Here is a 26,163-nt window from a genome sequence, read left to right on the forward strand (position 1 = left end):
ACCCGGGACGCTCCGGGTGGCCCTCGGTCATGTGCGCGCCGGTACGCGTCAGATGTCGAGCTTCTGCCCCTTGAGCAGGAACCACGACGTCACCGCTGTGGCGAACAGGACGGCGGAGCCGACTCCGGCCGCCGCCTGGAAGCCATGGGTGAAGGCCTCCTGGGCGGAGGAGAGCAGGGCGGCGCCCTGGTCGTGCGGCAGTGTCTTCGCCGCCTCGACGGCGCCGCCGAGCGAATCGTGCGCCTCGGTGGCGGCACCGGACGGGACTCCGTGCGGGATGGAGAAGCCCCGGTAGATCCCGGTGACCACCGAGCCGAGCAGGGCGATCCCGAGCGCCGCGCCCAGTTCGTACGCGGTCTCGGACACCGCGGACGCCGCCCCCGCCTGGTTCTTCGGGACGCTGGAGAGGATGACGTCGGAGGTCACGGTGAAGGCCAGACCCGCTCCGAGGCCGCCGAAGAACAGGGCCAGCCCCAGGGCCACGACCCCCGTCGACGCGCTGACCGCCACACAGCCCGCGAGGGCCACCGCCACCGCCGCCAGACCGCCGGCCACCGCGCTCCGTACCGATGCCCTGCGCGCCACGCGTCCGGCCATCAGGCCCGTGCCGACCGCTCCTACGGCGGCGGGGAGTTCGATGAGCCCGGCCTCCAGCGGGGAACGCCCCTGGACCAATTGGAGGAACTGCGAGAGGAAGAAGACCAGACCGGACAGTCCGAGAATGGTCAGCAGGTCGGCCAGCACGGCGCCGGAGAAGCCGCGGTGGTGGAACAGGCGCATGTCGAGCAGCGGCGACTTCAGGGTCAGCTGGCGGCGCGCGAACCAGAGCAGGGCGAGTACTCCGACGATCGCGGACGCCAGGATGTCCCAGCGGAATCCGTTGGCAGCCGCCTCCTTCACCGCGTACACCACCGCCATCACGCCGACCAGTGAGAGGGCCACACTGACCAGGTCCCACGGGCCGGGGGCCGGGTCGCGCGACTCCGGCAGCAGCTTCATACCGACCAGGACGAGCACCAGCATCACCGGCAGGTTGATGAGGAAGACCGACCCCCACCAGAAGTTCTCCAGCAGGAACCCGCCGACCACCGGGCCGACGGCCGTACCCGCCGATGCGGCGGCGCCCCAGATCCCGACGGCCAGGCTGCGTTCCTTCGGGTCGTGGAAGATGTTGCGGATCAGCGCGAGGGTGGAGGGCATCAGCGTCGCACCGGCGACGCCGAGCAGGGCCCTGGCGGCGATCATCATTTCCGGACTGCTCGCATAGGCGTTGAGCACGGAGACCCCGCCGAAGGCGACAGCGCCGGTGAGCAGCAGCTTCTTACGGCCGATCCGGTCGCCGAGGCTGCCCATCGAGACCAGCAGGCCGGCGATGACGAACGAGTAGATGTCCCCGATCCACAGCAGTTGGGTGCCCGAGGGTTTGAGGTCCTCGCTCAGGAACGGTGTGGCGAGGCCGAGCACGGTGGCGTCGACGGCCACCAGCAGCACGGCGAGGACGAGAACGGCGAGGGCCAGCCAGCGGCTACGGCTGGGGGCGGCCCCGGAGTCCTTCGCGGGCCGGACGGTACTGGTCATTTCTCCACACTCCGCTGTGCGCCGCCGAGCAGCAGCTCGGCGATCATGTACGAAAAGTCCTTGGCCGCGACCCGGCCGTCCTGCACGGCCCAGGCACCGCTGCCGATGAGCCCGTACAGCGCCTCGGTCAGCCAGGCGGGGGTGAGGTCGATCCGGAACTCACCGGCTTCCTGGCCCCGGCGGAACAGGGCGGAGACCCGGGCGTCGAGCCTGGCCCAGCCCTCGTTCAGCTCCTCGCCCTCGAAGAGCTCGTTCTCGGTGACGAGGAAGGCGAGCAGTCCGGCGGCCGACTCGACTTCCGTGATGAACCGGCGCAGCGCGGCGGCAGCCGGTCCCTCGTCTATCCTCGCCGCGTCGAGCGCCGACTCGAACTCCGCGATACCGAGCTCCTCCAGCGCTCTGACCAGCGCGTCCCGGCCGGCGAAGTGCCGGTGCAGGGTGGCCCGGCCGATCCCGGCGGCGCGCGCCACCTCATCCATCGTGGCGGTCGCCCTGCGGGTGAGGAGGGCGGCGGCGGTGCGCAGCACCTGGTCCCGGTCGACAGTCATGAGACGACCATACTCGACATGAGACATCAATGTCTCATCCGATACGACTGGGCGCGTCGCGCCTCGTCCTCGGCCACTACGATGTGACCGACATACCGGTTCGACGGAACTCGACGGAACGAGGAGCGGTACGTGCGAGACATCGCTGTATTCAGCGGTAGCGCCCACCCCGAATTGGCAGCGGAGGTCACCACACATCTGGGGGTCCCGCTGAGCCCGGTGCGGATCAACCGGTTCGCCAACGACTGCCTGGAGGTCCAGCTCCAGGCCAACTGCCGCGAGCGGGACGTTTTCCTGATCCAGCCGCTGGTCACACCGGTGCAGGAGAACCTCGTCGAGCTTCTCCTGATGTGCGACGCGGCCCGCGGCGCCTCGGCGGGCCGGATCACCGTGGTGATGCCGCACTACGCCTATGCCCGTTCGGACAAGAAGGACGCGCCGCGGATCTCCATCGGCGGACGCCTGGTGGCCGATCTGCTGGTGAACTCCGGCGCGAGCCGGGTCCTGGCCCTGACCCTGCACTCCCCCCAGGTCCACGGATTCTTCTCCGTCCCCGTGGACCATCTGCACGCCCTGCGGGAACTGGCCGAGCACTTCAGCGGCTACGACCTGTCCCGCACCACCGTCGTCTCACCCGACCTCGGCAACGCCAAGGAGGCCGCGGCGTTCGCCCGGATGCTCGGGGTCCAGGTCGCCGCCGGTGCCAAGCAGCGGTTCGCGGACGACCGGGTGGCCATCAGTTCCGTCATCGGTGAGGTCGCCGGGCGCGATGTCATCGTGCTGGACGACGAGATCGCCAAGGGCAGCACGGTACTGGAACTCCTGGAGCGGCTGCGCGAGTTGGGGGCGCGTTCGATCCGGGTGGCCTGTACGCACGGACTCTTCGCCGCCGGGGCGCTCAAGCGGCTCTCGGACCAGCCCGACGTACTGGAGATCGTCTGCACGAACACCGTGCCGATACCGGTCGCGGAGCACACCGACAAGCTGACGGTCCTCTCCATCGCTCCGGCCCTGGCCGAGGCGATGCGGCGGATCCACAACGGGGAATCGGTCAGCGCCCTGTTCGACCCGTCCTGAGCCCGGCCGCCCGTACGCGCACGTCACACGTACGGGCGGCCGGCCGCTCAGTTCCAGGGCAGTTTCGCGCGCTGCTGCCAGTACGCGGAGGGCTCCTCCCGCAGCCCGGCCAGCCGCTCCAGCTGCTCCTCGTCGAGGTCGACCACCGCGGCGTGCAGATTGGCCGACAGCTGGAGCGTGGTCGCGGCGCCGGAGAGCACCACGTCCACCCAGGGACGGCGCAGGATCGCGGCCAGGGCGACGGCGTCCGCGGTCGCGCCGGTCTCCTCCGCGATGTCGCGCAGCAGGGCGGGCGCCGCTGCTCCCGCGAGGCGCCCGTTGGCGACCGCTTCCTTGACGATCACACCCAGGCCCGCTTCATGAGCCTCCGCCAGGGCCTCGCCCACCGCGGTGTCCAGCAGGTTGTAGGTGCTCTGGACCGCCCGGAAGAGGGGCTCCCCGTCGACGGTGACAGCGAGCGCGGCCCGGACGGTGTCCGCCTGGTCCGGGCCGCTCGTGGAGAAGCCGACCGTCACGCCCTCCGCGGCGAGCGCCGCCAGCCGGGTGTGCAGCCCCGTGTCGGTGAGGGCCGGGCTGTCCGCGGTGAGCGAGTGCACCTGGTAGAGGTCGAGGCGCTCCCCCAGCAGCATGCCGGTCTCGGTGCGCTGCCGTTCGAAGGTGGTGAGGCCGTGGTCCTTGACCTCGTGGACGTCGGCGTCGGTGCGCCAGTCGGCGGTGTAGGTGTAGCCCCACTTGCTGCCGATCACCACGTCCTGGACGGCGGGGCGGGCCCGCAGCCATTCGGCGAGGAACGCTTCCGCGCGGCCGTAGGAACGCGCGACATCGAAGTAGCGGACGCCCTGCGCGTAGGCGGCGTCCAGAAGTTCATGCGTACGGGCGAGCAGGGTCTCGGGGGTGCGTTCGGCCGGCAGATCGCGGTCGCGACCGAGGTTGATGTACCCCGGTCTGCCTACGGCCGCGAGGCCGAGTCCGATGTGGGCCGTGGGGGTGGTCGCTGCCGTGAGGCGGGCGAAGGGCATCGGGGTCTCCCTGCGCGGGTCGGAGAGTGCGGTCCCTGACACCTGTACCCGCGATCACGCACGACAGCGCCCGGCACCTGTGTGGAAAGGTGCCGGGCGCCGGTGGGGGCGGAGCCGGGGTCGGACGAGAGCCCTACTTCTTCGCCGTGGCCCAGGCGTGCTGGACGACCAGGTTCGCCTTGACCTCGACGAGCTGTACGGCGACGGCCGACGGCGCCGTGCCGCCGCGCCCGTTGCGGGACGCCAGGGCGCCCGGGACGTTCAGCACCGTACGCACCTCGGGTGTGAGGTGCTCGGAGATCTTCGCGAACTGCTCGTCCGTGAGCTGGTCGAGCTCGATGCCGTGCTGCTCGCACTCCTTGACGCACTCACCGGCCACCTCGTGCGCGACCCGGAACGGCACGCCCTGCCTGACCAGCCACTCGGCGATGTCGGTGGCGAGCGAGAATCCGGCCGGGGCCAGCTCCTCCAGGCGCTCGCGGTGCACGGTCAGCGTCGCCATCATGCCGGTGAACGCCGGGAGCAGGACCTCCAGCTGGTCGCAGGAGTCGAAGACCGGCTCCTTGTCCTCCTGGAGGTCGCGGTTGTACGCGAGCGGGAGGGCCTTGAGCGTGGCCATCAGCCCGGTCAGGTTGCCGATCAGGCGCCCGGACTTGCCGCGCGCCAGCTCCGCGATGTCCGGGTTCTTCTTCTGCGGCATGATCGACGACCCGGTCGAGAAGGCGTCGTGCAGCGTCACGAAGGAGAACTCCTTCGTGTTCCAGATGATGATCTCCTCCGCGATCCGCGAGAGGTTGACGCCGATCATCGCCGTGATGAAGGCGAACTCGGCCGCGAAGTCACGGGCGGCCGTGCCGTCCATGGAGTTGCCCACCGAGCCGTGCTCGAAGCCGAGGTCCGCGGCGACCGCCTCCGGGTCGAGCCCCAGCGAGGATCCGGCCAGCGCGCCCGAACCGTAGGGCGACACGGCCGTACGGTCGTCCCACTGCCGCAGCCGCTCGGCGTCCCGGGACAGGGACTGGGCATGGGCCAGCACGTGGTGCGAGAAGAGGACCGGCTGGGCGTGCTGGAGGTGGGTACGTCCCGGCATCGCGACGTCCGGGTGGGCTTCGGCAAGACCGACCAGCGCGTCCTGGAGTTCGGCGATCAGGCCGCCGATGATCCGGGCGTGGTCGCGGAGGTACATCCGGAAGAGGGTCGCGATCTGGTCGTTGCGGGACCGGCCCGCACGCAGTTTGCCGCCGAGGTCGGGACCGAGGCGCTCCAGGAGTCCGCGTTCCAGGGCGGTGTGAACGTCCTCGTCGGCGACGGTGCCGGTGAACGAGCCGTCGGCGACGTCCGCTTCGAGCCGGTCGAGACCGTCGAGCATCCGGGTCAGCTCGTCCTCGGTGAGCAGCCCCGCCTCGTGCAGCGCGCGGGCGTGGGCGCGGGATCCGGCGATGTCGTACGGGGCGAGCCGCCAGTCGAAGTGGACGGACGCGGACAGCTGGGCCAGCGCCTCGGCAGGACCGTCGGCGAAACGGCCGCCCCAGAGCCGGACGTCACCGGTATTGCTGCTCACTGGGCTGCTCCTCAAGTGGGTGGGTGACATGTACGGTCGCGCACTCATCGCTAGGCATAACTATGCAGTGGTCCGTATGTTTTGTCAAAGCCGTCGATGAAGGGCGCGCAGGCGGGCAGCACCGCCGAAATGACGTTCCGCACGGAGCGGAGCGCGGCGATAATCGCCGCTATGGGAAAGACGTACGAGCGCATAGACGGACGGCTCAGGACCTTCATCGAGGAACAGCACATCTTCTTCACGGCGACCGCCCCCCTCGACGGCGACGGCACGATCAACCTCTCCCCCAAGGGTGTCAGCGGCTCGTTCGCCGTCGTCGACGAACACACCGTGGCCTACCTGGACTTCGCGGGCAGCAACGCGGAGACCGTCGCCCACCTCCGCGAGAACGGCCGCATCACCCTGATGTGGTGCGCCTTCCAGGGGCCGCCCAACATCGTGCGGGTGCACGGCCGGGGCGAGCCCGTCTTCCGTGACGACCCGCGGTTCGCCGGGCTGCTGAGCCACTTCCCCGTCGACCACACCCCGCACGGCCTGCGCGCGATCGTCGTCGTGACGGCCGAGCTGATCCGGGACACCTGCGGTTACGCGGTGCCGTTCATGACGTACGACGAGGACCGCGACCTGCACGCCAAACGGTTCGCGCGCGAGGACGACACGTCACTGAGCCGGTACTTCGAGAAGAAGGAACACATCGCCCGGAGCATCGACGGCCTCCCGGGGCTGCCGCTGCCGTTGCCACCCCTGGCGGACGCGGGGTGAGAATCCCCTCCCGGATCCCCCCCCGTGGATCCTCCGACTCCTCCGACTGCTCCGACTGCTCCGCGATATGTACGGCACACATTGCATGTACGATACATATCGGGGCCGGAATCCAGAGCCGAAGGAACAGGGCAATGACACTTCAGAACAAGGTCGCGGTCGTCACGGGCGGAGCCTCCGGCATCGGCGAGGCCGTCACCCGGGTTTTCGTCGAACGCGGCGCGCGGGTCGTGATGGTCGACCTCCAGCAGGCGGCGGGCGACGCCCTCGTGGCCGAACTGGGGGACTCGGTCGCCTTCCTCCGCGGCGACGTCTCGGACCGGGCCGTGGCCGACCTGGCCGTGGAGACCGCCGTGAGCCGCTTCGGGAAGCTCGACGTCCTGGTCAACAACGCCAGCGCCTCACGGGTGCGGCCCTTCATCCAGCAGACCGACGACGACTGGAAGCTCGCACTGGACACCGGTCTCTTCGCCACCCGTAACTTCATGCTCGCCGCGTACCCCGAGCTGAGGAAGGCACAGGGCTCGGTGGTCAACTTCGCCTCGGGAGCCGGACTGGACGGGCAGCCGAACCAGGCGTCGTACGCGGCGGCGAAGGAGGCCATCCGCGGCCTCAGCCGGGTGGTGGCCAACGAGTGGGCCGCCGACGCGATCCGGGTCAATGTCGTCGCGCCGATGGCGCTGACGGCCGGGGTCGAGCAGTGGGCCGAGGCCAACCCCGAGCAGTACGCGACCTCCGCCGCCAAGGTCCCGCTCGGCCGCTTCGGCGACCCGCGGCAGGACGTCGCCCCGGTGATCGCGTTCCTGGCGAGCGACGACTCCCGCTACATGACCGGCCAGACGCTGATGGCCGACGGCGGGGCGATCAAGCTCCGCTGAGCACGACGGGCGGTCACGGGGCCGTACGGAGCAGTGGCCCGGGTGGCACCCGTTGTCCCGGCGTACGGTCCGAAATATGCGCGGATCACTGGTGACCGGTTCGGTTCTGCTCGCCCTGACGGGCTCGCTCGCCCCTCGGCCGTCCCTCGCACCCCCGCCGCTCCCGGCGGCGGCCCTCGCGGATCCCGGTGACGGCACCCAGCTGATCACCGCCGAGGCCATGGGTACCAGTTCCACCACGGGCACCCTCACCTGGTGGGACCTGCGGTCCGGGACCTGGCGGGCGAGCGGGTCCGCCCCCGCCCGGTTCGGCGCGGGGGGACTGGTCGAGGGGGCACGGCGCAAGCAGGGCACCGACACCACGCCCACCGGCCTGTACGACCTGCCGTACGCCTTCGGGATCAAGGCCGCCCCGAAGGGCAGCCGCTACCCCTACCGGCGGGTCAACTCCCGTTCGTGGTGGTGCGAGGACAACGCGGCCCGCGCCTACAACCGCTGGGTGGAGCCGCTGCCCGCCGACTGCCGTGCAGCGGACGCGGAGCGGCTCGACGCGTACCCCACGCAGTACGCCCACACCTTCGTCGTCGGCTTCAACTACGCGCGGCCGGTGCGGGGCCGGGGCGCCGGGATCTTCCTGCACGTCGACGGGCAGGGCGCGACCGCCGGCTGTGTGTCCGTGCCGGCAGCCGCGATGGACCGGATCATGGCCTGGGCCGACCCGGCACGCCGTCCACACCTCGCGATCGGGACCCGTTCGGGTCCGACCGCGCTCGTCCGCTACTGACCGCGGGCGTACCGGCGGTTCAGGCCGCGTCGGGGCCGACATCGGCCGGGGTCAGCGGCCGGTACACCGGCGCCTCGGTCGTGTACTCGTCACAGCCGATGTCCGGGGCCTTGCCGCGCGTGTTGCCCTCGATGTCGTAGGTGACGACCGTCTGCTGCAGGGTGGCCGCGTCGATCGCGGGGCTGCCCGCCGACAGCCGGGAGATGCCGTCCGAGCCGGCCACCAGCTTCGGGTCGACACGGGTGAAGCCCGTGGCAGGGATGTTGCCGTCGGCCGCGGCGCCGAACAGGATGTTGCTCTGCCAGGTGAACCGGACGGTCTTCGCCATCGCCACCAGCTTCCCGGCCCCGCCCACCAGTAGGTTGTCCGCCACGACGACGTCCCTGGGCTCCTCGGGGCGCTGGCTCTCGCCCGAGATCCCGTCGGCGTTGTCCAGCAGCGTGTTGTACACGATGACCACGCGGTCCGGAGCGTCGTTCCCGCGCCGGGAGTCGGCGGGTTCACCGGGCAGATGGTCGCGTTCCGTGCCGCTGCCGATCACCAGCGCCCGGCCGGTGAGACCGGACAGGTAGTTGTTCACGATCAGGTGGTCGTTGCCGTAGATGCGTACGCCCTCCTGGCCGCCGAGGAGCCAGTTGCTGTCCACCTGGGTGCCGTTGCCGTGGCGCAGGACGATGCCGCCCCGGCTGTCGCGGAGGGTGTTGTGCCGTACGACGTTGTCCGACGACTTGACCGAGATGGCCTCGGGATCGCCGTTGGTCCGCTCGAACAGGTTCTGCTCGATGACCGCGTGGGCGCTGCTGAGCGCGCGCGGGCTGACGCCGAGGCGGATCGGCTCGCCGCCGTTGTCCCCGGCGTAGGAGTGGTCGGAGAAGTAGTTCTTCAGGACCTGGACGTGCTGGGCCATCCCGTCCGTGCCGGCCCCCTCGATGCCGAGGAAGATGCCAAGCGTGGACTTGCCGTGGAAGTGGTTGCGGTCGACCTTGCTGTAGTCGGCCCGCACCATGACCCAGTGCACGCCCTCGATGTCGGCGAGCTGGAAGTCGTTACGGGTCAGCCGGATCCGGGTGCAGTCCGGGGGCACGTCCAGCGTCTCGCTCTGCCGGAACGAGAAGCCGCTGAGGGTGATGTTGTCGGAGTTCTGGAAGGCGAAGCTCTGCTTCCCCTTGAGGACCGCGCCGCCCCGGGACTGCGCGACGACGGTGATGGGCGCGGCCTCGGTGCCGTGCTTGTCCTTGAACGTGACCGGCTGACCGCTCGGCACCGTGTAGGTGCCGTCGGCCAGCGTGATCACCGCGCCGGGTGCGGCAGCGTCGATCGCGGTCTGCAGGGCGGCCAGCGACGTGACGGGCGTCGCCGCCCGCGCGGTCGACGGCAGGGCGGTCAGGGCTGCTCCGAGTGCGGTCCCCGTGAGGAACGTGCGGCGGTGCATGGCGCCTCCAGAGTGCTGAGCGGACGGACGTGCCGATGATTGCGCTGATCTGCCGTTGTGTCTGCGAGTCGCTCTGCGGGTGTGTCGCTGTGCAGTTGTGCCGCCGTGCTGTTACGCGGACGGCATGAGGAAGAGCTCGATGACCGGTACCAGGGCGTCGGGCCGCCGTACCGGCAGCTCCAGGGTCAGTGTGTCCGCGGGCTGGCCGCCCATCCGGGCGTTGTGGGCGGGCAGGTCGGGGTCCGTCCGGACCCGGACGATCTCGGACGCGTCGTTGAGCAGTTGGGCGTACCGGACCCGGCCTGCGAGTCCGGGCAGATGCACATGGCTCAGCGGCCAGGAGAACAGGTGCAGGTACAGCCGGTCCCCGCGCCGGGTGTACCTGCAGTCGGGCGGCGGGGTGTACGAAGCGGGCCCGCACCCACGGACGGACCGTTCGTGCAGGTCCATCCACCGCCCGATGTCGGCGAGTACGGCCCGCGCCCCCGGATCGATGTCGCCCCGCCCGGTCGGGCCCACGTTGAGCAGCAGATTGCCGTCCTTGGACACACCGTCGACCAGCATCCGTACGAGCAGGTCGGCGCTCTTGTCGTCCAGATTGTCCCGGTCGTAGCCCCAACTCCCGTTCAGCGTCTGGCAGGCCTCCCAGACCACCGGCCGGCCGCCCGCGCTCATCGGCCCCGCGGGCTGGTACTGCTCCGGAGTGACGAAGTCCCCCGGGAGTCCGGTCCGGTCGTTGACGAGGATGCCGGGCTGGAGTTCCCGTACGAGGTCGAGCAGCGCGCGCGAGTCCCAGTCGTCGGGCCCCTTGCCGCCCCACCATTCGTCGCGGTCGGCGTAGGAGAAGTCGAAGAACAGGTAGTCGATGGTTCCGTAGGAGGTGAGCAACTCCCGTACCTGGCCGTGCAGGTACTCCTGGTACACCCGGATGTCCCGGTCGGCCGCGGCCTCGATGTAGGCGGCGTCGTCACGGCGCGGATGGGTGCCGTCGACGGGGAAGGAGGGGTGATGCCAGTCGATCAGCGAGTAGTAGAACCCGACCTTCAGCCCCTCGGCACGGCAGGCGTCGACGAACGGGCCGAGCAGGTCACGGCCGTACGGGGTCCTGGTGACCTGGTAGTCGGTCAGCGCGCTGTCCCAGAGGCAGAAACCGTCGTGGTGCTTGGTGGTGAGGACGACGTACCGCATACCGGCGGCCCTGGCGGTTCTGGCCCACTCGGCCGGGTCGTAGCGGTCGGGGTCGAAGTGGTCGAAGTAGACCTGGTACTGCTCGTCGGTCAGCTTCTCCCGGTTCTTGACCCACTCGTGCCGGGCCGGGAGTGCGTACAGCCCCCAGTGGACGAACATGCCGAACCGGTCGTGGGTGAACCAGGTGGTGTCCACGGGCGCGCTCACGGGTGGGGACTCCATTTCGTCGGGTACGAAGGAGCGCCGGGAGAAGCGGGCGACGACCGGGACGACAGCAGTGCCGTCCGGCGGCGCGCACGACTCCCCAGCCGCCCCTGTGAACGGCGTTCGCACATGCGGACAGCACTCGACGGGACGGTAGCCCGTCGGTCGAGCAGGGGTCAATAGTCCGATGACTGCGCAGGTTCCGCAGCCATCGGACGGGGACCGGAACCGAACGGGGCCGCACCGGCAGCCGGTACAGGTCCGATGTATGGCCCGGATGTGCGCACGTGAAAGATCCGGGGGTCGCTACCGCGGGTTCTGCGCCAGCCGCAGCAGATGGTCCGCGAGCGCCTGCCCGCCCGCCGGGTCGCGGCTGATCAGCATCAGCGTGTCGTCACCGGCGATCGTGCCGAGGATGTCGTGCAGTTCGGCCTGGTCGATGGCCGAGGCGAGGAACTGGGCCGCGCCCGGAGGCGTCCGCAGCACCACCAGATTGGCCGAGGCCTCCGCCGAGATCAGCAGCTCGGAGGAGAGCCTGCGCATCCGCTCCTCCTTGGCGGACTCGCCGAGCGGGGCCTGCGGCGTGCGGTAACCGCCCTCGCTGGGCACCGCGTAGATCAGCTCGCCGCCGGTGTTGCGGATCTTCACCGCGCCCAGCTCGTCGAGGTCCCGGGAGAGCGTCGCCTGCGTGACGCTCAGCCCGTCGTCGGCGAGCAGCTTGGCGAGCTGGCTCTGCGAGCGGACCGGCTGCCGGTTGAGGATGTCCACGATCCGGCGGTGGCGGGCCGTGCGGGTCTGCGGGACTGACGGCCCACCGTGCTCGGTTTCCTGCGCCTCGGTCATCCTTGCCTCATTCTGCGGATCGCTCTTCCCCGTTGGCCTGGTCGAGAACGCCGGGCAGCGCCTGGAGGAACGCGTCCACCTCGTCGTCGCCGATGATCAGTGGGGGCATCAGTCGTACGACATCGGGACCGGTCACGTTCACCAGGAAGCCGGCGTCCTGAGCCGCCTTCTGCACCTGGTGCGCGCGGGACTCGGTGAGCACGATACCCAGCAGCAGTCCGGCACCACGGACCTGCCCGACCAACGGGTGTCCCAGGGCCTCGATTCCGCTCCGCAGCCGCTCCCCCATCCGCTTCACGTTGTCGAGGATTCCGTCGGCGGCGATCGTGTCGAGCACCGCGAGTCCGGCGGCGCAGGCGACGGGGTTGCCGCCGAACGTCGAACCGTGCTGCCCGGGGTGGAGCAGATCGGCCGCCGGGCCGAACGCCACAGCGGCGCCCAGCGGCAGCCCGCCGCCCAGTCCCTTGGCGAGCGTGACGACATCGGGGTCGACGCCGTCGTGCGCCTGGTGCTCGAACCAGCTGCCGGTGCGCCCGACCCCGGTCTGGACCTCGTCGAGCACCAGCAGGGTGCCGGTGGCGCGGGTGATCGCGCGGGCGGCCTGGAGATAGCCCTTGGGCGGGACGACGACGCCGTTCTCCCCCTGGACCGGCTCGATGATCACGAAGGCGGTGTTCTCGGTGACGACCGCGCGCAGCGCTTCCACGTCACCGTACGGAACATGGGTGACCACGCCGGGCAGCGGCTCGAAGCCGTTCTGCTTGCCGGGCTGGCCGGTCAGCGAGAGCGCGCCCATGGTGCGGCCGTGGAAGGCGCCCTGGGTGGCGACCATGTGGGTACGCCCGGTGAGCCGGCCGATCTTGAAGGCGGCTTCGTTGGCCTCGGCGCCCGAGTTGGCGAAGTACACGCGGCCGGGGCGGCCGAAGAGCTGGAGCAGCCGCTCCGCGAGGGCGACCGGCGGTTCGGCGATGTAGAGGTTGGAGACATGGCCGAGCGAGGCGATCTGCCGGGAGACCGCGTCGACGACCGCGGGGTGGGCGTGGCCGAGCGCGTTGACCGCGATGCCGCCGACGAAGTCGGTGTACGCCGTGCCGTCGGCATCCCAGACCCTGGCACCCGCGCCGCGCACCAGGGAGAGTTTCGGGGTGCCGTAGTTGTCCATCAGAGCGCCCTGCCAGCGCTGCGCGAGATCCTGGTTGCTCATGACTCCCCCTCGGTGACGGTGCGTTCGGTGACTTTTGCGGCTTCTGCGCCTTCTGCGTCCGGCACGACCATCGTGCCGATGCCCTCGTCGGTGAAGATCTCCAGCAGGATCGAGTGCTGGACCCGTCCGTCGATCACCCGGGCGGTGGTGACGCCGTTGCGCACGGCGAACAGGCAGCCCTGCATCTTGGGGACCATGCCGCTGGCCAGCTCGGGCAGCAGCTTCTCCAGCTCCTTCGCCGTGAGCCTGCTGATCACCTCGTCGCTGTTCGGCCAGTCCTCGTACAGCCCCTCGACATCGGTGAGCACCATCAGCGTCTCCGCGTTCAGCGCGGCGGCCAGTGCGGCGGCGGCGGTGTCGGCGTTCACGTTGAAGACGTGGTTGTCGTCGGCGCTGCGCGCGATGGAGGAGACGACCGGGATCCGGCCGTCGTCGAGGAGGGCCTCGATCGCACCGATGTTGATCTCGGTGATCTCACCGACCCGGCCGATGTCCACGGGCTCCCCGTCGATCTGCGGGAAGTGCTGGACCGCGGTGATCGTGTTCGCGTCCTCGCCGGTCATCCCGACGGCGAGCGGGCCGTGCTGGTTGAGCAGCCCGACGAGTTCGCGCTGGACCTGACCGGCGAGGACCATCCGTACGACGTCCATCGCCTCGGGGGTGGTCACCCGCAGTCCGGCCTTGAACTCGCTGACCAGGCCGTGCCGGTCGAGCTGCGCGCTGATCTGCGGACCGCCACCGTGCACGACGACCGGCTTGAGCCCGGCGTGCCGCAGGAAGACGACGTCCTGGGCGAAGGCGGACTTCAGCTCCTCGTCGACCATGGCGTTGCCGCCGAACTTGATGACGACGGTCTTGCCGTGGTGGCGGGTCAGCCAGGGCAGCGCCTCGATGAGGGTCTGGGCCTTGGGCAGCGCGGTGTGCTTACGGGTACTCATGAGCTGTACGCGCTGTTCTCGTGGACGTAGTCGGCGGTGAGGTCGTTGGCCCAGATCACGGCGGACGCACTGCCCGCGGCGAGATCGGCGGTGATCTTCACCTCGCGGTAGCGCATGTCGACGAGATCACGGTCCTCGCCGACACAGCCCTTCTTGCAGACCCAGACGCCGTTGATGGCGACATTGAGCTCATCGGGCTCGAAGGCAGCCCCGGTGGTACCGATCGCGGACAGCACCCGGCCCCAGTTCGGGTCCTCGCCGTGGATGGCGCACTTGAGCAGATTGTTACGGGCGATGGAGCGGCCCACCTCGACCGCGTCGTCCTCGGTCGCGGCGTTGACGACCTCGATGCGGATGTCCTTGCTGGCCCCTTCCGCGTCACCGATCAGCTGACGGGCGAGGTCGTCGCAGACCGTGCGGACAGCCTGGGCGAACTCCTCGTACCCGGGCACCACTTCGGAGGCGCCGGAGGCGAGCAGCAGCACCGTGTCGTTGGTCGACATGCAGCCGTCGGAGTCGATCCGGTCGAAGGTCTGCCGGGTGGCGTCGCGCAGCGCCCGGTCCAGGACCGCGCTCTCCAGGTCGGCGTCGGTGGTGAGGACGACCAGCATGGTGGCGAGCCCGGGGGCGAGCATGCCCGCGCCCTTGGCCATTCCGCCGACGCTCCAGCCCACGCCGCCCGCGACGGCCGTCTTGTGGACGGTGTCGGTGGTCTTGATGGCGATGGCCGCCTTCTCGCCGCCGTGCGCGGAGAGTTCGGTGGCGGCCTTCTCGATGCCCGGCAGGAGCTTGTCCATGGGCAGCAGCAGCCCGATGAGGCCGGTCGACGCGACGGCCACCTCGCCCGCGTTCCCGCCGAGGACCTCGGCGGCCTTCTCCGCGGTGGCGTGGGTGTCCTGGAACCCCTTGGGGCCCGTACAGGCGTTGGCACCACCGGAGTTGAGGACGACCGCGCCGACGGCGCCGCCCTTGAGCACCTGCTCGGACCAGAGGACCGGTGCGGCCTTGACGCGGTTGGAGGTGAAGACGCCCGCAGCGGCCAGTCGGGGCCCGTTGTTGACCACGAGGGCCAGATCCGGATTGCCGCTCTCCTTGATTCCGGCGGCGATACCCGCCGCCGTGAATCCCTTCGCTGCCGTGACGCTCACGGTGCCACTCCGATCGTGGAAAGACCTGTGTCCTCGGGAAGTCCGAGGGCAATGTTCATGCTCTGCAGGGCGCCGCCCGCGGTGCCCTTGGCGAGATTGTCGATGGCGCTGATGACGACGGCGCGCCCGGCCGCCTCGTCGTACGCGAGCTGGATCTGCACGGCGTTGGAGCCGTACACGGCGGCCGTCGACGGCCACTGCCCCTCGGGGAGCAGGTCGACGAACGGCTCGTCCGCGAACGCCTTCACGTACGCCGCGCGGAGCGCGTCGGCGCCCACGCCGGGCTTCAGCTTCGCGGTGCAGGTGGCGAGGATGCCGCGGGGCATGGGCGCGAGGGTCGGCGTGAACGAGACCGTGACCGGCTCGCCCGCCGCCGCGCTGAGGTTCTGGATCATCTCCGGGGTGTGCCGGTGGACGCCGCCGACGCCGTACGGGGACATCGAGCCCATCACCTCCGAGCCGAGCAGATGCGGCTTGGCGGCCTTGCCCGCACCGGAGGTGCCGGAAGCTGCCACGATCACCGCTTCGGGCTCGGCCAGGCCGGCCGCGTACGCCGGGAAGAGGGCGAGGGACACGGCCGTCGGATAGCACCCGGGTACGGCGATGCGCCGGGACCCCGCGAGCGCGGCACGGCCACCGGGCAGCTCGGGCAGACCGTACGGCCAGGTCCCGGCGTGCGGGGAGCCGTAGAACTTCTCCCAGTCGCCCGCGTCCTTCAGCCGGAAGTCGGCGCCCATGTCGACGACAAGGACCTCGTCGCCGAGCTGCTCGGCGACGGCGGCGGACTGTCCGTGCGGCAGCGCGAGGAAGACGACGTCATGACCGGCGAGCACATCGGCGGTGGTCGGCTGGAGCACCCGGTCGGCGAGCGGACGCAGATGCGGCTGCAGCGCGCCGAGCGGCTGTCCCGCGTTGGAGTTGCCGGTGAGGGCCCCGATCTCGACCTCCGGGTGGACCAGCAGCAGACGGAGCAGTTCCCCGCCGGCGTATCCGCTTGCCCCTGCCACTGCTGCACGTACCGCCATCGGAATCCTCCTCGTCGATGGCATGACTATACGCAGCTATGCACTTTTATGCAAAGGTCGCGGCGGAGAAGGCGGCGTCGTGGTGACCGAGCGGCCGAGTCGGAGCGGGACGTCCTGGGCCGAGGAGACGATCCTTTCCCGACGAGTGCCTGACTGCGGTGCGCGGCTGACCGCAGCGACCCACCCGCCCGGACATCGTGGACGGAAACCGGGCACATCCGCCGCCACGGACGGGTGCGGATCCGGATCTCCCAGCTGACCACGGATCACGTGGGTCCCGGGACCGGGGCTCGGCGGATTTCGCTGGTACGCACGTCAGCTCCTGCCCCGGGGCGGCCCTTCATCCCGGGTCGGCGGCTCCGGGACCGCTGGGGTGGTGTGCCGGTGGACTCTGGGCTCGTAGGGCCGCGACCTCGTTTCGCAGCTCGGTCAGTTCCCGGTGCAGTGCCTGGATCGCGACGACGGCCACTCCGTTGGCATCGGTGCAGCAGATCGTCCGGTCGTTCTCACCGACTCCGAACGCTTTCCACCAGTCCTGCGCCATCGGGCCCAGATGGCGTACGTGTGGCGGGTCCCAGTGGTACCGCCACGTGCTGACCGGCAGCCGCACCACCTGCTCCAGCACCTGGTAACCGTTGACCGGATCGCTACCGTGCACCGCACCGGACACGGCATCGGACGCCAGACCGGCCGCAGAGGCACCCTGCCGGGGGCGCATCCTGACCAGGGCCGGCATCCAGGCCCTGGCCACGTGCTCTTTCAACCGCCGGTAGCTCATCGCTCCCAGACCACTGCGGTGACCTCGGTCTTCAGCCCACGATCCGAGAAGAGCAGGCTGCCCCCACCACCGCGGTTCTCAGGGCTGTTCACCGGCAGTTGGACCAGGCCGTTGCCCACCCCGCTGCCGTGAGCCGTCACGCCGACCGCCGTGATGTCACGATCCTTGTTGATCATCGTGGTGTCGTGAGCGGCATTGCCGGCCGCCAGAACGTTCGTGCTCGCGACCGCCGGAACGCTCAAGGCACCTGTACCGGCAGCCGCCGTGGCTGTCAGCACCAGCAGACGGCGGGCAACGCGCTTCGTGGGCATCGAGCATCCTTCCGGCCTGGACGCCGAGTGCGTCCGCGACACCCCTAACGGCACGTTGCCCCAAAAGGCACGTACGTACCTCGCGCGCCCCCGACTTGACCGGCTTCGGTCATGGTCAGCCGGGTCCCGGAGGGCCGACAACGGGCTCGGCGAGCACCCGACAAAGGCGGTGCGGAGAAAGTCGGGTGATCGGGACCGATGTCGCTGCACGATGGGGGCATGGATGACACGACCTTGGTAACCCGCTTCCTCCGCGACGGCTTCGTGAAGTTGGAGGGCGCCGTCGCACCGCGCGTGGCCGCTGACTGCGCGCGGCTGCTGTGGCGGGAGACGGGCTGCGACCCGGACGATCCAGCGACATGGACGCAGCCCGTGCACTGGGTGGCCGGCATGGCGCAGGGGCCGTTCGCCGCCGCGCCCAACTCCCCGTTCCTGCAGCGCGCGTACGACCTGCTCGTCGGCGCGGGGCGCTGGGAACCGCGCTACTCACTGGGCACGTTCCCGCTGCGCTTCCCGCACGAGGAGGAGCCGGACGACGCGGGCTGGCACATCGAGGGGAGCTATCTGCCGGAGGGCGAGAGCTGGTACTTCACCAATCTGCGATCCCGGGGGCGGTCGCTGCTGATGCTGTTCCTGTTCAGCGAAGTCGGCGAGGAGGACGCTCCGACCCGGATCCGGGTCGGCTCACACCTCGACGTGCCGAAGGTGCTGGAGAAGTACGGGGAGGACGGGGCGAGCGGGCTGACCCTCGCGCCCGGTCTGGTGGCGGCGTCCGAGCACCGGCCGCTTACCCTCGCCACGGGGTCTCCTGGCGACGTCTTCCTGTGTCATCCGTTCCTGGTGCACGCGGCGCAACCGCACCACGGGGTGCGGCCCCGTTTCATGGCTCAGCCGCCGCTGATGCCGGCCGCGCCGTACGAGCTGGAGCGGGCCGACAGCGCGTACTCCCCCGTGGAGATCGCGATCCGCCGGGGCCTGGGACAGGACACCCCGGGTCCGGACGGGGACGGCGCGGGCTGCAGCGCCGGGTAGCCAGTGGACCTACGTCATCGCTGCCCAGCGAGGTGGCCGTCAGGAAGAAGGAGGCCGGGCATGCTGGAGCGGCTGAACCAGGCCATGGAGCACATCGAGAGCCATCTCGACCAGGACATCGAGGTGAAGGAACTGGCACGCATCGCGGCCACCTCGGAGTACCACCTGCGTCGGATGTTCTCCGCGCTCGCGGGCATACCGCTGTCGGAGTACATCCGGCGCCGTCGGCTCACCCTCGCGGGCGCCGAAGTACTGGCGGGGCGCGAGACGCTGCTGGAGATCGCGGTGCGCTACGGGTACAGCTCCGGCGAGGCGTTCGCGCGGGCGTTCCGTGCCATGCACGGCATCGGACCGGGCGAGGCCCGGCGTACCGGCGCCGCGCTCAACTCCCGGTCCCGGATGTCCTTCCGCCTCACCATCGAAGGGAGCAGCACCCTGCGGTACCGCGTCGTGGACAAGGCGGACTTCGCCGTCGTCGGGCTCAAGACCCGGGTACCGCTGGTGCATGCGGGGCCGAACCAGGCGATCACGGACTTCGTCCGAGGGATCGAGCCGCAGACTCTGGAGCGCCTGGAGGAACTGTCGGACCAGGAGCCGCACGGCATCGTCGCGGTCTGCGACGACCTGGACCCCAGCCGCGCCGAGGGCACCGAACTCGACTACCACCACGGTGTGATCACCTCCGCGGGCGCCCCGGAGGGCACGACCGCATCGGCCGTCCCGGCCGGCACCTGGGCGGTCTTCACCACCTCCGGGCCGGCGCCGCAGGCCATCCAGGAGCTGTGGCGGGACGTGTTCACCGAGTGGTTCCCGTCGAACCCGTACCGCACCCGTACCGGCCCTGAGATCCTGCGCACCCGCCTGTCGCCGGAAAAGACCCACGCCGACGCCGAACTGTGGCTGCCGGTGGAGCCCGAGCACGGCTGACCAGAGCGGCAGAACCCTTCGCCATAGGGGTTCCCTATAGGACCTGCTGACATTTCGTCTTTGCCTCTCGTTCTTTTCCGGACCTACCGTGAATCCCGTGAAACCGCTCGACGAAGTGCTCACCGCGAATTCTCCGAGGATTCGCGCGATGCGCACTTCGATCCTTCTTCCGTCGAGCGGGCAATGGCGCAATCGAGAGGACCGGTGGCATGACCACGATCGAGAACGGATCGGGAACGCGCGAACTCGCGGGAAAGCGGGCCCTGGTCACAGGTGGTACACGCGGAATCGGAGCGGCCGTCGTGCGCCAGCTCCTGGACGCGGGTGCCGAGGTACTCACGACCGCCAGGTCGGCGACGAGCTCGGCGCCGGAGGGGGCCGCCTTCGTGGAGGCCGACGTACGGACACGGGCCGGAGTGGAGGCGCTCGCCGCAGCCGCGCAGGAGGTGCTCGGCGGGGTGGACATCCTGGTCCACAACGCGGGCGGGGCCCGACCTCACGAAGGCGCCTCGGCCATCCCCGACGAGGAGTGGCAGGACGCGCTGGACCTGAACTTCCTGGCGTCGGTGCGGTTGGACTCGCTGCTGACACCGGGGATGCGGGAACGGCGTTCGGGGAGGATCGTGCACGTCTCCTCGGCCGCCGTCCTCACCCCGCTGGGACCGTTCCTGCACTACGTGGCGGCGAAGGCCGCACTGGAGACCTACAGCCAGGGACTGGCCCTGGAGCTGGCCCCGTTCGGAATCCGGGTCAACACCGTGTCTCCCGGCAGGACCGCCACCCCCGGAGGCGAAGCGACGCGGGAGCAGTGGGCGGAGGTGTCCGCGCGCACGGGCGGGGCGCCGGCCCGGACCAATGCCGACGACACCACGCCGCTGGGCCGCGACGGCCTGCCCGAGGACATTGCGCACGCGGTGCTGTTCCTCCTGTCCGACCGGGCGAGCTGGCTGACGGCGAGCAATCTCGTCGTGGACGGCGGTGAATTCCCCAGGGGCTGACACGCACGGTATTCCGGAATACCGGAATGCCGGAATTCCGTTCTCCTCACAGCCGGGAGAAAGAATGACGCGGGCGCCCGCGCGTCCGTCTGTCGTCCGTCGTCCGTCGTCGGCGCCGTCAGGAAACCGGTGAGGAGAAAGCGGACTCGGACCAGCTCTCCTGACGAAGGAGTTCGAGCAGGGCCGTCTCCGCCGGGCCCGCGCCCTGCCGGACCACGGCGATGACGGGCTGGGCCACGACCGGGAGCACCGGGCGGGCGAGGTGCTCGTGGCCCTGGGGCACCGCGGAGGCCGGGACGAGCGTCGCCCCCAGCCCGTGGGCGGCCCAGCGCACGGCCGTCGCCGTCTGGGAGACGCGGGCGGCCGTGGTCGGGGTCGGATCGTTGTTCCGCAGCACGTTCAGCAGTACGCCGTCGAGCGCGCTGTCGCGGTCGAACCTCACCCACGGCTCCCCCTCCAGCTCGCGCAGTGGGACCCGGTCCGCGGCGAGCAGCCGGTGCCCGGCGCCCAGCACCACGACGAATTCCTCGTCACCGAGGTGGTGGGCGTCGGCGGGGCTCCGCTCGCACGCCGCCATCAGGGCGAGGTCCAGCACGCCCCGGCGGCACAGCCGCTCCAGCTCGGCGGAGCTCGGCTCCTCGAAGACCGTGACCTCCAGCCGCGGGAAGCGGCGGCGCAACGCGCTCAGCGCGCCCGGCAGTTGCCGCGTGCCGAAGCCCATCTGCACCGCGACCACCAGCTCGCCCACCACGTCATCGGCACCGGCCCGCGCCGTCGCCCTCGCCCGCCGCGACGCGCTCACCGCGACCTCAGCCTCCCGCAGGAACGCGCGGCCGACCACCGTGGGCACCAGCCCGGTCGGTGTGCGGGCGAACAGCTTCACGCCGAGTTCCCGCTCCAGGCCGCGGATCTGCTGGGACACCGACGGCTGGGCGACGTGCAGCCGCTCCGCCGCCGCGGTCACCGAACCCTCCTCGGCAATGGCCAGGGCGTACTCGTACTGACGAAGGCTCATCGGCTCCCGTCCCCTCCCTGCGGTGGACCGCGGGCCACCCCGCCGTCGTCGCCGTCACAACACGGGAGGCGGCGCGTTTACTCCACGTCCGGTCACAGCCGGTGCCGGTTGTACGGAGGTGGCGTGGTCGACGCGGGCGCGTGTGAAGAGACAGCGGTTGCGGGGGTCAGGCTCCCTCAGCATGACCTCGCGCATCTCCCTTGCCGACAGACGGAGTTCGCACCGGTGGAGGCGTTCGGTGGCACGGCCGGTGTACGTGGTCGTCCGTGGAAGGATGGCGGGGTGAACGATCCCATAGCGCCGCCCGCCCTGCGCCCTGTCCGGGGCGCCGCCCACTGTGCCGTCGCCGCCTTCGCCCTCTCGGGTGCCACCTGGCTGGTCCGAGCGCTGTGGCAGCTTCGGCTCGCCGCGTCCGGGGTGCCTGCCGCCGGGCCGCCGGACCAGGGCGACGGCCGACACCGCCCGCTGACCGCCCTGGAGGACAGTTACCACCTGGTCAGCCGCCTGGGAGACGCAGCCACGGCGCTCTGCGTGATCGCGTTCCTGGCCTGGCTGCTCAACGCCCGGGACAACGCCCGTACCCTCTCGGGGAAACCGCCGCGCTACGCCTTGCCGTGGGTGTACGCGGGCTGGATCGTGCCCGTCGCGAACCTGTGGGTGCCCCGCGGGATCGTCGCCGACATCCACCGCCGGTGCGCCCCGGGAGAGCGGCTGCCGCGCGCCGTGAACTGGTGGTGGGGCCTGTGGCTCGCCGGGACGCTGAGCGGGGTGGGCCTGATGTACACGGGCTCCACGGACCAGGTCATCGCCCGCACCTACACGGACGTACCCATGCTCCTGGTCGCCGACGCGGCTGTCATCGGCGCGGCGGCGGCAGGCATCTTCGTCGTCCGCGCGCTCACCGCGGCGCAGCAGCGCCACATCAACGGCTCCGCGGGGAACGACACCACCACCGGTACGACGGACTGACCGGCCGCCGTCCGCCCCTCGGTCCTGAACACGCCCGTGGCACCGTACCCGCGCTCCGCCCGCAGTTCCTCGGACCGGCCCGTTCCGGGCAGTTGACCGCCGCTCAGAACTTCCCTGTCAGCTCCTCGATCCGGTGCCCCGTCTGCCGCTCGGCTTCCGCGACGAACTCCCGGCTGAGCCGGGGCCAGTTCCAGAAGTCGACGGCCAGACTGCCCAGCGCGAAGCCGGGGGCCCAGAGCCACTCCGTCATCGGGATCGGCTTCACGCAGGAGGGGCAGCTGACACCGGCGTGCCCGGTCGCCCGCCAGGCCTCGATGCCCTGGCAGAAGGGCCGCCAGGCGTCCTCGTCCACTGCGTGGACGAGGCTCTGGTAGTCGATGAACCTGATCTCCCGCGCGCAGCGTGGACAGACGGCCGACACCGCCTCGGAGGCGCCCTGACCGCCGCAGTACTGGTTCCGGCCGACGATCACCGCCACCGGCCCCGGCGCGTCCGGCTCGTCCGACGCGTCGGAGACCGCTCGCGCCCAGTGCGGGCCCGGCAGATGGCCGACATCGGTGCCCATGCTGTACATGCCGTCGCGGGTGAGTTCGCGGGTGACGATGCCCTGTTCGACGAGCCAGTCGACCAGCCGGGGGGCGAGCCGTTCGGCTTCCTCCTGCGTCGCCTCGACATCGATGACCGTCTGGAAATGGTCGCCCATGGTCTCCCCCGCCTCGCAGCCCCGTACCGCACACCCGACTCGATGGGCCGGCGCTCGCCGATGAGTGACGGCCCCCACGCCCTTGATCCTGCACAATTCCGTCGGCCGCGTCGAGCTGTTCCGGCCCCTCGCGCTCTCAGCGAACGCCGGTCTCCAGCCGCAGACTCCAGCGGCCCGGCAGTCCGGTCAACGTCACGGTGGACAGCGGCCGGACATCGACGTTCCAGTACGTCGACGGCGGGGCCTTGAGCGCGTAGACCAGGGCGGCCCGGACGACGGACGGCTCCGCGACCGCGACGATCGAACCGTCGCAGGCGGGCCTGGTCTCCAGCCAGCCCCCTATCCGCGAGATGAAGCGCAGCAGCGACTCGCCGCCGTGCGGGGCCGAGCGCGGGTCGGCGAGCCAGGCGTCGACCGCCGCCGGTTCGCGCGCCGCCACCTCCGCCAGGGTGAACCCCCGCCAGCGGCCCATGTCGCAGTCGCTCAGCGCGGGTTGCAGCAGCGGCGCGAACCCGAGCGCGTCGCCGGTGGCACGACTGCGGGCGGTGGGCGAGCAGTACCGCAGTTCGGCCGCCGCGAGCGGCACCAGGGCACTCGCGGAGAGCTGCACCTCGTGCCAGCCCGTCTGATCGAGTGGCCGGTCGTCGTCGAACCGCTCGGCGAGCCGGGAGGAACTGCGCGCAGCGGTGACCAGCGTGACGCGAACGCTCATGGCCGCGATCGTGCGACTGAAACCCGGGCAGGTCAAGAGTCCTGACCCGAACCACCGGCCGGAGTCCGGGAGCGGGCGGACGGCGCCCGTCCCGTACCGCGGCCCCGGTGTGCCGTCAGCCGAGCGCCTCGTCGCAGGCCGTGCGCAACCGCCGTACCCCCTCGGTGATCTCACCCCGGCTCGCCACCCCGGCGAAGCTCAGCCGCAGGTGCGGGGCCGGCGGCTCGGCCGGGAAGTAGGGGCGGCCCGGTGCGACGGCGACGCCCGCGCGGAGAGCCGCGGAGACGACGGCGCCCTCGTCCGACCTGTCGGGCAGCCGCAGCCAGAGGTGGTAGCCGCCGGTGGGTACGTGCGGGAGTTCCAGTTCGGGGAGGCTGCCGCGGAGCGCCGCGGTGAGCGTGTCCCTCCGGTCCCTCAACTCCATGGCCACAGAGCGCAGATGACGGTTCCAGGCGGGCGAGCCGACCAGCTCGACGGTGGCCTCCTGGAGGGGGCGGGGGACGAAGAAGCTCTCGACGATCTGGATGGAGCGCAGCCGTTCCAGTACGGGACCGCGAGCGGCGAGTGCGCCCACCCGCAGGCTGGGCGACGTGGCCTTGGTGAGTGAGCAGACGTGGACGACCACGCCGTCCTGGTCGTCGGTGGCCAGCGGTTTCGGCAGCGGCCCCGCGTCCTCGTGCACCAGCCGGCGGACGAAGTCGTCCTCGACGACGAACGCCCCCGCCTCGCGGGCGATGCGCAGTACCTCGGGCCGGCGCTCGGCGCTGAGCACCGCGCCGGTCGGGTTCTGGAAGAGCGGCTGGCAGACGAAGACGCGGGCCCCGGTGGCCCGGAAGGCCGCGGCGAGCAGCTCCGGGCGTACGCCGTCGGGGTCCACCGGCACCGGGACCGGACGCAGCCCCGCCGCACGGGCGATGGCCAGCATGCCGGGATAGGTGGGTGACTCGACGAGGACGGGGGCGCCCGGCGGAGCGAGGGCGCGCAGTGCGGTGGTGAGCGCGCTCTGGCCGCCCGCGGTGACGAGCACCTCGGCCTCCGTGACCGGCCCGCCGATGCCACGGGCGAACCACTCGCGCAGTTCGGGGATGCCGTCCACGGGTGGTCGCCCCCACGCTCCCGGCCTGCGGCCCGCGCGTGCGAGGGCGGCGGCCATGGCCCGTTCCGGCCGGAGCGAGGAGTGCAGATAGCCGCTGTTGAACTCGATGACGCCCGAGGGCGGAGCCGCGAGTGTGACCAGCACGCCGGAGGCGTCGACCGCGCGGGGGGCCGCGTCCGTGGCCCCGTCCGCGCTGAGCGCGACCTCCTGCCAGGAGGTGTCGCCGGGGGCCTGGGTGTCGTTACGCGGCTGCGCGCGGAACACTCCCGCGCCCGGACGGGTCACGACGAGCCCTTCGGCTGCCAGCTGGGCAAGCGCGCGGGAGACCGTCACGGGACTCACCCGATGGGTCTCGACCATGGCCCGACTGGACGGCAGCTTTCCACCAATCGGATAGCGGTTCAGCTCCGCCTTCAACGATGCCACCAGTTCGGCCACACTGCTACGCTGATTCATGACAGCACAGGATAGCGCTACTCCCGAGACGTCGATAGCAGTCAGCAGAAGCGGAACGCTGCTCGGCGTGCTGGCCGTCGCCTCCTTCTCACTGACGTTCCCCGCGACGGCCTGGGGGCTCGAAGGCTTCGGGCCCTGGTCGCTCGTCTCCGTGCGCTGCGCGCTCGCCGCACTGATCGCGGGCGGTTGCCTGCTCGCACTGCGCGCCCCGCTGCCCGAGCGCCGCCAGTGGGCCGGTCTCGCCGTGGTGGCCAGCGGGGTGGTCGTGGGCTTCCCGCTGCTCACCACGCTGGCACTGCAGACCTCCACGACCTCCCACGCCGCCGTGGTGGTGGGGCTGCTGCCGCTCACCACAGCCACGTACTCCGCCGTACGGACCGGGGCCCGGCCCTCCCGCACCTTCTGGATCGCCGCGCTCGCCGGGGCCGCCGTGGTGATCGCCTTCACCGTGCAGCAGTCCGGCGGGGCACTGTCCACTGGTGACATGTATCTCTTCGGGGCCCTGCTGATCTGCGCCGCGGGCTACTCCGAGGGCGGCCGGCTGGCCAGGGAGATGCCGGGCTGGCGGGTGATCGGCTGGGCACTGGTGCTGTGCCTGCCCCTGGCCCTGCCCGTCGCGGCCGTGACGCTGGCCGTCGAGCCGGTCCGTCTCACCGGGCACAGCATCGCCGGACTGCTCTGGCTGGCGGCCGGATCGCAGTTCCTGGGCCTGATCGTCTGGTACCGGGCGATGGCGGAGATCGGGGTCGCCAAGGCCAGCCAGCTCCAGCTCGCACAGCCGCTGCTGACCCTGGTCTCCTCGGTCCTCCTGCTCGGCGAACAGCTGCCGGTCGCCGCTCCGGTGGCGGCCGTCGCGGTCCTCGTGTGCATCGCGGTCACCCAGCGAGTAAAGACCGGATAGACCCTGATGTTGCGATTTGTCCAGTGAGCGACTGTTAACCCGGCCCCCAGACCACCCACCGGTCAGAGGTAACGTC

General features: G+C 70.8%; 26 protein-coding genes. 9 read left to right on the forward strand and 17 right to left on the reverse strand.

Annotated elements, in window-relative coordinates:
- Positions 1-48: 48 nt before the first annotated feature.
- Positions 49-1,578, reverse strand: coding sequence for an MFS transporter (locus OG709_RS05760; RefSeq protein ID WP_250303364.1), 1,530 nt, complete (start codon positions 1,576-1,578; stop codon positions 49-51).
- Positions 1,575-2,126 (reverse strand): TetR/AcrR family transcriptional regulator, encoded by a 552-nt coding sequence (locus OG709_RS05765; protein WP_250303363.1) that lies wholly within the window; start codon positions 2,124-2,126, stop codon positions 1,575-1,577. Before OG709_RS05765 ends, OG709_RS05760 begins: the two co-directional genes overlap by 4 nt.
- Before the next feature lie 132 nt (positions 2,127-2,258).
- Here OG709_RS05765 and OG709_RS05770 point away from each other — a divergent pair, with 132 nt between their 5' ends.
- Positions 2,259-3,203: a ribose-phosphate diphosphokinase gene (locus OG709_RS05770; protein WP_250303362.1), complete on the forward strand. Its 945-nt coding sequence runs from the start codon at positions 2,259-2,261 to the stop codon at positions 3,201-3,203.
- 47 nt (positions 3,204-3,250) lie between these two features.
- On the opposite strand, the gene OG709_RS05775 is transcribed toward OG709_RS05770, so the two are convergent.
- Both OG709_RS05775 and argH read right to left on the reverse strand, forming a co-directional pair.
- The gene (locus OG709_RS05775; protein ID WP_250303360.1) at positions 3,251-4,222 is read right to left on the reverse strand and encodes an aldo/keto reductase; all 972 of its coding nucleotides are present in this window, start codon (positions 4,220-4,222) and stop codon (positions 3,251-3,253) included.
- A 133-nt stretch (positions 4,223-4,355) separates the two neighbouring features.
- Positions 4,356-5,783, reverse strand: coding sequence for an argininosuccinate lyase (gene argH / locus OG709_RS05780; RefSeq protein WP_326695200.1), 1,428 nt, complete (start codon positions 5,781-5,783; stop codon positions 4,356-4,358).
- 171 nt (positions 5,784-5,954) lie between these two features.
- Between argH and OG709_RS05785 the strand changes: the two genes are divergently transcribed.
- The 3 genes from OG709_RS05785 (at position 5,955) to OG709_RS05795 (ending at position 8,207) form a co-directional block, all read left to right on the forward strand.
- A complete protein-coding gene (locus OG709_RS05785; protein WP_250303357.1) occupies positions 5,955-6,545 on the forward strand; it encodes a pyridoxamine 5'-phosphate oxidase family protein in 591 nt (196 codons plus the stop codon).
- 134 nt (positions 6,546-6,679) lie between these two features.
- Complete coding sequence (locus tag OG709_RS05790) at positions 6,680-7,423, forward strand: SDR family NAD(P)-dependent oxidoreductase (protein ID WP_250303355.1); 744 nt, start codon at positions 6,680-6,682, stop codon at positions 7,421-7,423.
- 76 nt (positions 7,424-7,499) lie between these two features.
- Positions 7,500-8,207 (forward strand): L,D-transpeptidase family protein, encoded by a 708-nt coding sequence (locus OG709_RS05795; RefSeq protein ID WP_329165111.1) that lies wholly within the window; start codon positions 7,500-7,502, stop codon positions 8,205-8,207.
- A 19-nt stretch (positions 8,208-8,226) separates the two neighbouring features.
- Here OG709_RS05795 and OG709_RS05800 read toward each other — a convergent pair whose 3' ends face one another.
- The 9 genes from OG709_RS05800 to OG709_RS05840 form a co-directional block, all read right to left on the reverse strand.
- Positions 8,227-9,639: a polysaccharide lyase 6 family protein gene (locus OG709_RS05800; protein WP_329165113.1), complete on the reverse strand. Its 1,413-nt coding sequence runs from the start codon at positions 9,637-9,639 to the stop codon at positions 8,227-8,229.
- Positions 9,640-9,750: 111 nt separating this feature from the next.
- Positions 9,751-11,049, reverse strand: coding sequence for an alpha-L-fucosidase (locus OG709_RS05805; protein ID WP_329169061.1), 1,299 nt, complete (start codon positions 11,047-11,049; stop codon positions 9,751-9,753).
- A 288-nt stretch (positions 11,050-11,337) separates the two neighbouring features.
- Entirely contained in the window at positions 11,338-11,874 is a 537-nt protein-coding gene (locus OG709_RS05810) for an arginine repressor (protein ID WP_250303349.1), read from the reverse strand.
- A gap of 7 nt (positions 11,875-11,881) precedes the next feature.
- Positions 11,882-13,078 (reverse strand): acetylornithine transaminase, encoded by a 1,197-nt coding sequence (locus tag OG709_RS05815; protein ID WP_250303348.1) that lies wholly within the window; start codon positions 13,076-13,078, stop codon positions 11,882-11,884.
- Positions 13,075-14,016, reverse strand: coding sequence for an acetylglutamate kinase (gene argB / locus OG709_RS05820; RefSeq protein WP_329165116.1), 942 nt, complete (start codon positions 14,014-14,016; stop codon positions 13,075-13,077). The genes OG709_RS05815 and argB overlap by 4 nt, the downstream gene beginning before the upstream one ends.
- Positions 14,013-15,164 (reverse strand): bifunctional glutamate N-acetyltransferase/amino-acid acetyltransferase ArgJ, encoded by a 1,152-nt coding sequence (gene argJ, locus OG709_RS05825; RefSeq protein ID WP_250303346.1) that lies wholly within the window; start codon positions 15,162-15,164, stop codon positions 14,013-14,015. Before argJ ends, argB begins: the two co-directional genes overlap by 4 nt.
- Positions 15,161-16,189: an N-acetyl-gamma-glutamyl-phosphate reductase gene (argC, locus tag OG709_RS05830; protein ID WP_266643914.1), complete on the reverse strand. Its 1,029-nt coding sequence runs from the start codon at positions 16,187-16,189 to the stop codon at positions 15,161-15,163. Before argC ends, argJ begins: the two co-directional genes overlap by 4 nt.
- Positions 16,190-16,529: 340 nt before the next feature.
- Positions 16,530-16,952: a tail fiber domain-containing protein gene (locus tag OG709_RS05835; RefSeq protein WP_250303344.1), complete on the reverse strand. Its 423-nt coding sequence runs from the start codon at positions 16,950-16,952 to the stop codon at positions 16,530-16,532.
- Positions 16,953-16,963: 11 nt separating this feature from the next.
- Positions 16,964-17,278 (reverse strand): hypothetical protein, encoded by a 315-nt coding sequence (locus OG709_RS05840; RefSeq protein WP_250303343.1) that lies wholly within the window; start codon positions 17,276-17,278, stop codon positions 16,964-16,966.
- A gap of 219 nt (positions 17,279-17,497) precedes the next feature.
- On the opposite strand from OG709_RS05840, the gene OG709_RS05845 reads away from it, so the two are divergent.
- The 3 genes from OG709_RS05845 to OG709_RS05855 all read left to right on the forward strand — a co-directional run bounded on the left by OG709_RS05845 (position 17,498) and on the right by OG709_RS05855 (position 20,235).
- On the forward strand, positions 17,498-18,310 hold the full coding sequence (locus OG709_RS05845) for a phytanoyl-CoA dioxygenase family protein (protein ID WP_250303342.1): 813 nt from the start codon (positions 17,498-17,500) through the stop codon (positions 18,308-18,310).
- 60 nt (positions 18,311-18,370) lie between these two features.
- The gene (locus tag OG709_RS05850) at positions 18,371-19,237 is read left to right on the forward strand and encodes an AraC family transcriptional regulator (protein WP_266643911.1); all 867 of its coding nucleotides are present in this window, start codon (positions 18,371-18,373) and stop codon (positions 19,235-19,237) included.
- A gap of 209 nt (positions 19,238-19,446) precedes the next feature.
- Entirely contained in the window at positions 19,447-20,235 is a 789-nt protein-coding gene (locus OG709_RS05855) for an SDR family oxidoreductase (RefSeq protein ID WP_329165121.1), read from the forward strand.
- Between the two features lie 118 nt (positions 20,236-20,353).
- On the opposite strand, the gene OG709_RS05860 is transcribed toward OG709_RS05855, so the two are convergent.
- Positions 20,354-21,250 carry a LysR family transcriptional regulator gene (locus OG709_RS05860; protein WP_329165123.1) on the reverse strand — a complete coding sequence of 299 codons (897 nt, stop codon included), beginning with the start codon at positions 21,248-21,250 and terminating at the stop codon, positions 20,354-20,356.
- A gap of 282 nt (positions 21,251-21,532) precedes the next feature.
- Here OG709_RS05860 and OG709_RS05865 point away from each other — a divergent pair, with 282 nt between their 5' ends.
- A complete protein-coding gene (locus tag OG709_RS05865) occupies positions 21,533-22,219 on the forward strand; it encodes a DUF4328 domain-containing protein (RefSeq protein ID WP_329165125.1) in 687 nt (228 codons plus the stop codon).
- Between the two features lie 103 nt (positions 22,220-22,322).
- Here the strand turns inward: OG709_RS05865 and OG709_RS05870 are convergent, their stop codons facing one another.
- From OG709_RS05870 to OG709_RS05880, 3 genes are all read right to left on the reverse strand, one after another.
- Positions 22,323-22,922, reverse strand: coding sequence for a hypothetical protein (locus OG709_RS05870; RefSeq protein WP_250303337.1), 600 nt, complete (start codon positions 22,920-22,922; stop codon positions 22,323-22,325).
- A 136-nt stretch (positions 22,923-23,058) separates the two neighbouring features.
- Positions 23,059-23,634, reverse strand: coding sequence for a histidine phosphatase family protein (locus tag OG709_RS05875; RefSeq protein WP_250303336.1), 576 nt, complete (start codon positions 23,632-23,634; stop codon positions 23,059-23,061).
- A 115-nt stretch (positions 23,635-23,749) separates the two neighbouring features.
- Complete coding sequence (locus tag OG709_RS05880; protein ID WP_266643906.1) at positions 23,750-25,186, reverse strand: aminotransferase-like domain-containing protein; 1,437 nt, start codon at positions 25,184-25,186, stop codon at positions 23,750-23,752.
- Between OG709_RS05880 and OG709_RS05885 the strand changes: the two genes are divergently transcribed.
- Positions 25,185-26,087, forward strand: coding sequence for a DMT family transporter (locus OG709_RS05885; RefSeq protein ID WP_250303334.1), 903 nt, complete (start codon positions 25,185-25,187; stop codon positions 26,085-26,087). The genes OG709_RS05880 and OG709_RS05885 overlap by 2 nt on opposite strands.
- The last annotated feature ends 76 nt before the right edge of the window (positions 26,088-26,163 follow it).

Source organism: Streptomyces sp. NBC_01267 (assembly GCF_036241575.1).
Lineage (GTDB): Bacteria > Actinomycetota > Actinomycetes > Streptomycetales > Streptomycetaceae > Streptomyces.

Bases quoted from the DNA above. Each gene is read 5' to 3' on its own strand.
- OG709_RS05760 (WP_250303364.1), bottom strand. From the start codon at position 1,578: ATGACCAGTACCGTCCGGCCCGCGAAGGACTCCGGGGCCGCCCCCAGC.
- OG709_RS05765 (WP_250303363.1), bottom strand. From the start codon at position 2,126: ATGACTGTCGACCGGGACCAGGTGCTGCGCACCGCCGCCGCCCTCCTC.
- OG709_RS05775 (WP_250303360.1), bottom strand. From the start codon at position 4,222: ATGCCCTTCGCCCGCCTCACGGCAGCGACCACCCCCACGGCCCACATC.
- OG709_RS05785 (WP_250303357.1), top strand. From the start codon at position 5,955: ATGGGAAAGACGTACGAGCGCATAGACGGACGGCTCAGGACCTTCATC.
- OG709_RS05790 (WP_250303355.1), top strand. From the start codon at position 6,680: ATGACACTTCAGAACAAGGTCGCGGTCGTCACGGGCGGAGCCTCCGGC.
- OG709_RS05795 (WP_329165111.1), top strand. From the start codon at position 7,500: ATGCGCGGATCACTGGTGACCGGTTCGGTTCTGCTCGCCCTGACGGGC.
- OG709_RS05800 (WP_329165113.1), bottom strand. From the start codon at position 9,639: ATGCACCGCCGCACGTTCCTCACGGGGACCGCACTCGGAGCAGCCCTG.
- OG709_RS05805 (WP_329169061.1), bottom strand. From the start codon at position 11,049: ATGGAGTCCCCACCCGTGAGCGCGCCCGTGGACACCACCTGGTTCACC.
- OG709_RS05810 (WP_250303349.1), bottom strand. From the start codon at position 11,874: ATGACCGAGGCGCAGGAAACCGAGCACGGTGGGCCGTCAGTCCCGCAG.
- OG709_RS05815 (WP_250303348.1), bottom strand. From the start codon at position 13,078: ATGAGCAACCAGGATCTCGCGCAGCGCTGGCAGGGCGCTCTGATGGAC.
- argB (WP_329165116.1), bottom strand. From the start codon at position 14,016: ATGAGTACCCGTAAGCACACCGCGCTGCCCAAGGCCCAGACCCTCATC.
- argC (WP_266643914.1), bottom strand. From the start codon at position 16,189: ATGGCGGTACGTGCAGCAGTGGCAGGGGCAAGCGGATACGCCGGCGGG.
- OG709_RS05840 (WP_250303343.1), bottom strand. From the start codon at position 17,278: ATGCCCACGAAGCGCGTTGCCCGCCGTCTGCTGGTGCTGACAGCCACG.
- OG709_RS05845 (WP_250303342.1), top strand. From the start codon at position 17,498: ATGGATGACACGACCTTGGTAACCCGCTTCCTCCGCGACGGCTTCGTG.
- OG709_RS05850 (WP_266643911.1), top strand. From the start codon at position 18,371: ATGCTGGAGCGGCTGAACCAGGCCATGGAGCACATCGAGAGCCATCTC.
- OG709_RS05855 (WP_329165121.1), top strand. From the start codon at position 19,447: ATGACCACGATCGAGAACGGATCGGGAACGCGCGAACTCGCGGGAAAG.
- OG709_RS05860 (WP_329165123.1), bottom strand. From the start codon at position 21,250: ATGAGCCTTCGTCAGTACGAGTACGCCCTGGCCATTGCCGAGGAGGGT.
- OG709_RS05870 (WP_250303337.1), bottom strand. From the start codon at position 22,922: ATGGGCGACCATTTCCAGACGGTCATCGATGTCGAGGCGACGCAGGAG.
- OG709_RS05875 (WP_250303336.1), bottom strand. From the start codon at position 23,634: ATGAGCGTTCGCGTCACGCTGGTCACCGCTGCGCGCAGTTCCTCCCGG.
- OG709_RS05885 (WP_250303334.1), top strand. From the start codon at position 25,185: ATGACAGCACAGGATAGCGCTACTCCCGAGACGTCGATAGCAGTCAGC.
- OG709_RS05880 (WP_266643906.1), bottom strand. From the start codon at position 25,186: ATGAATCAGCGTAGCAGTGTGGCCGAACTGGTGGCATCGTTGAAGGCG.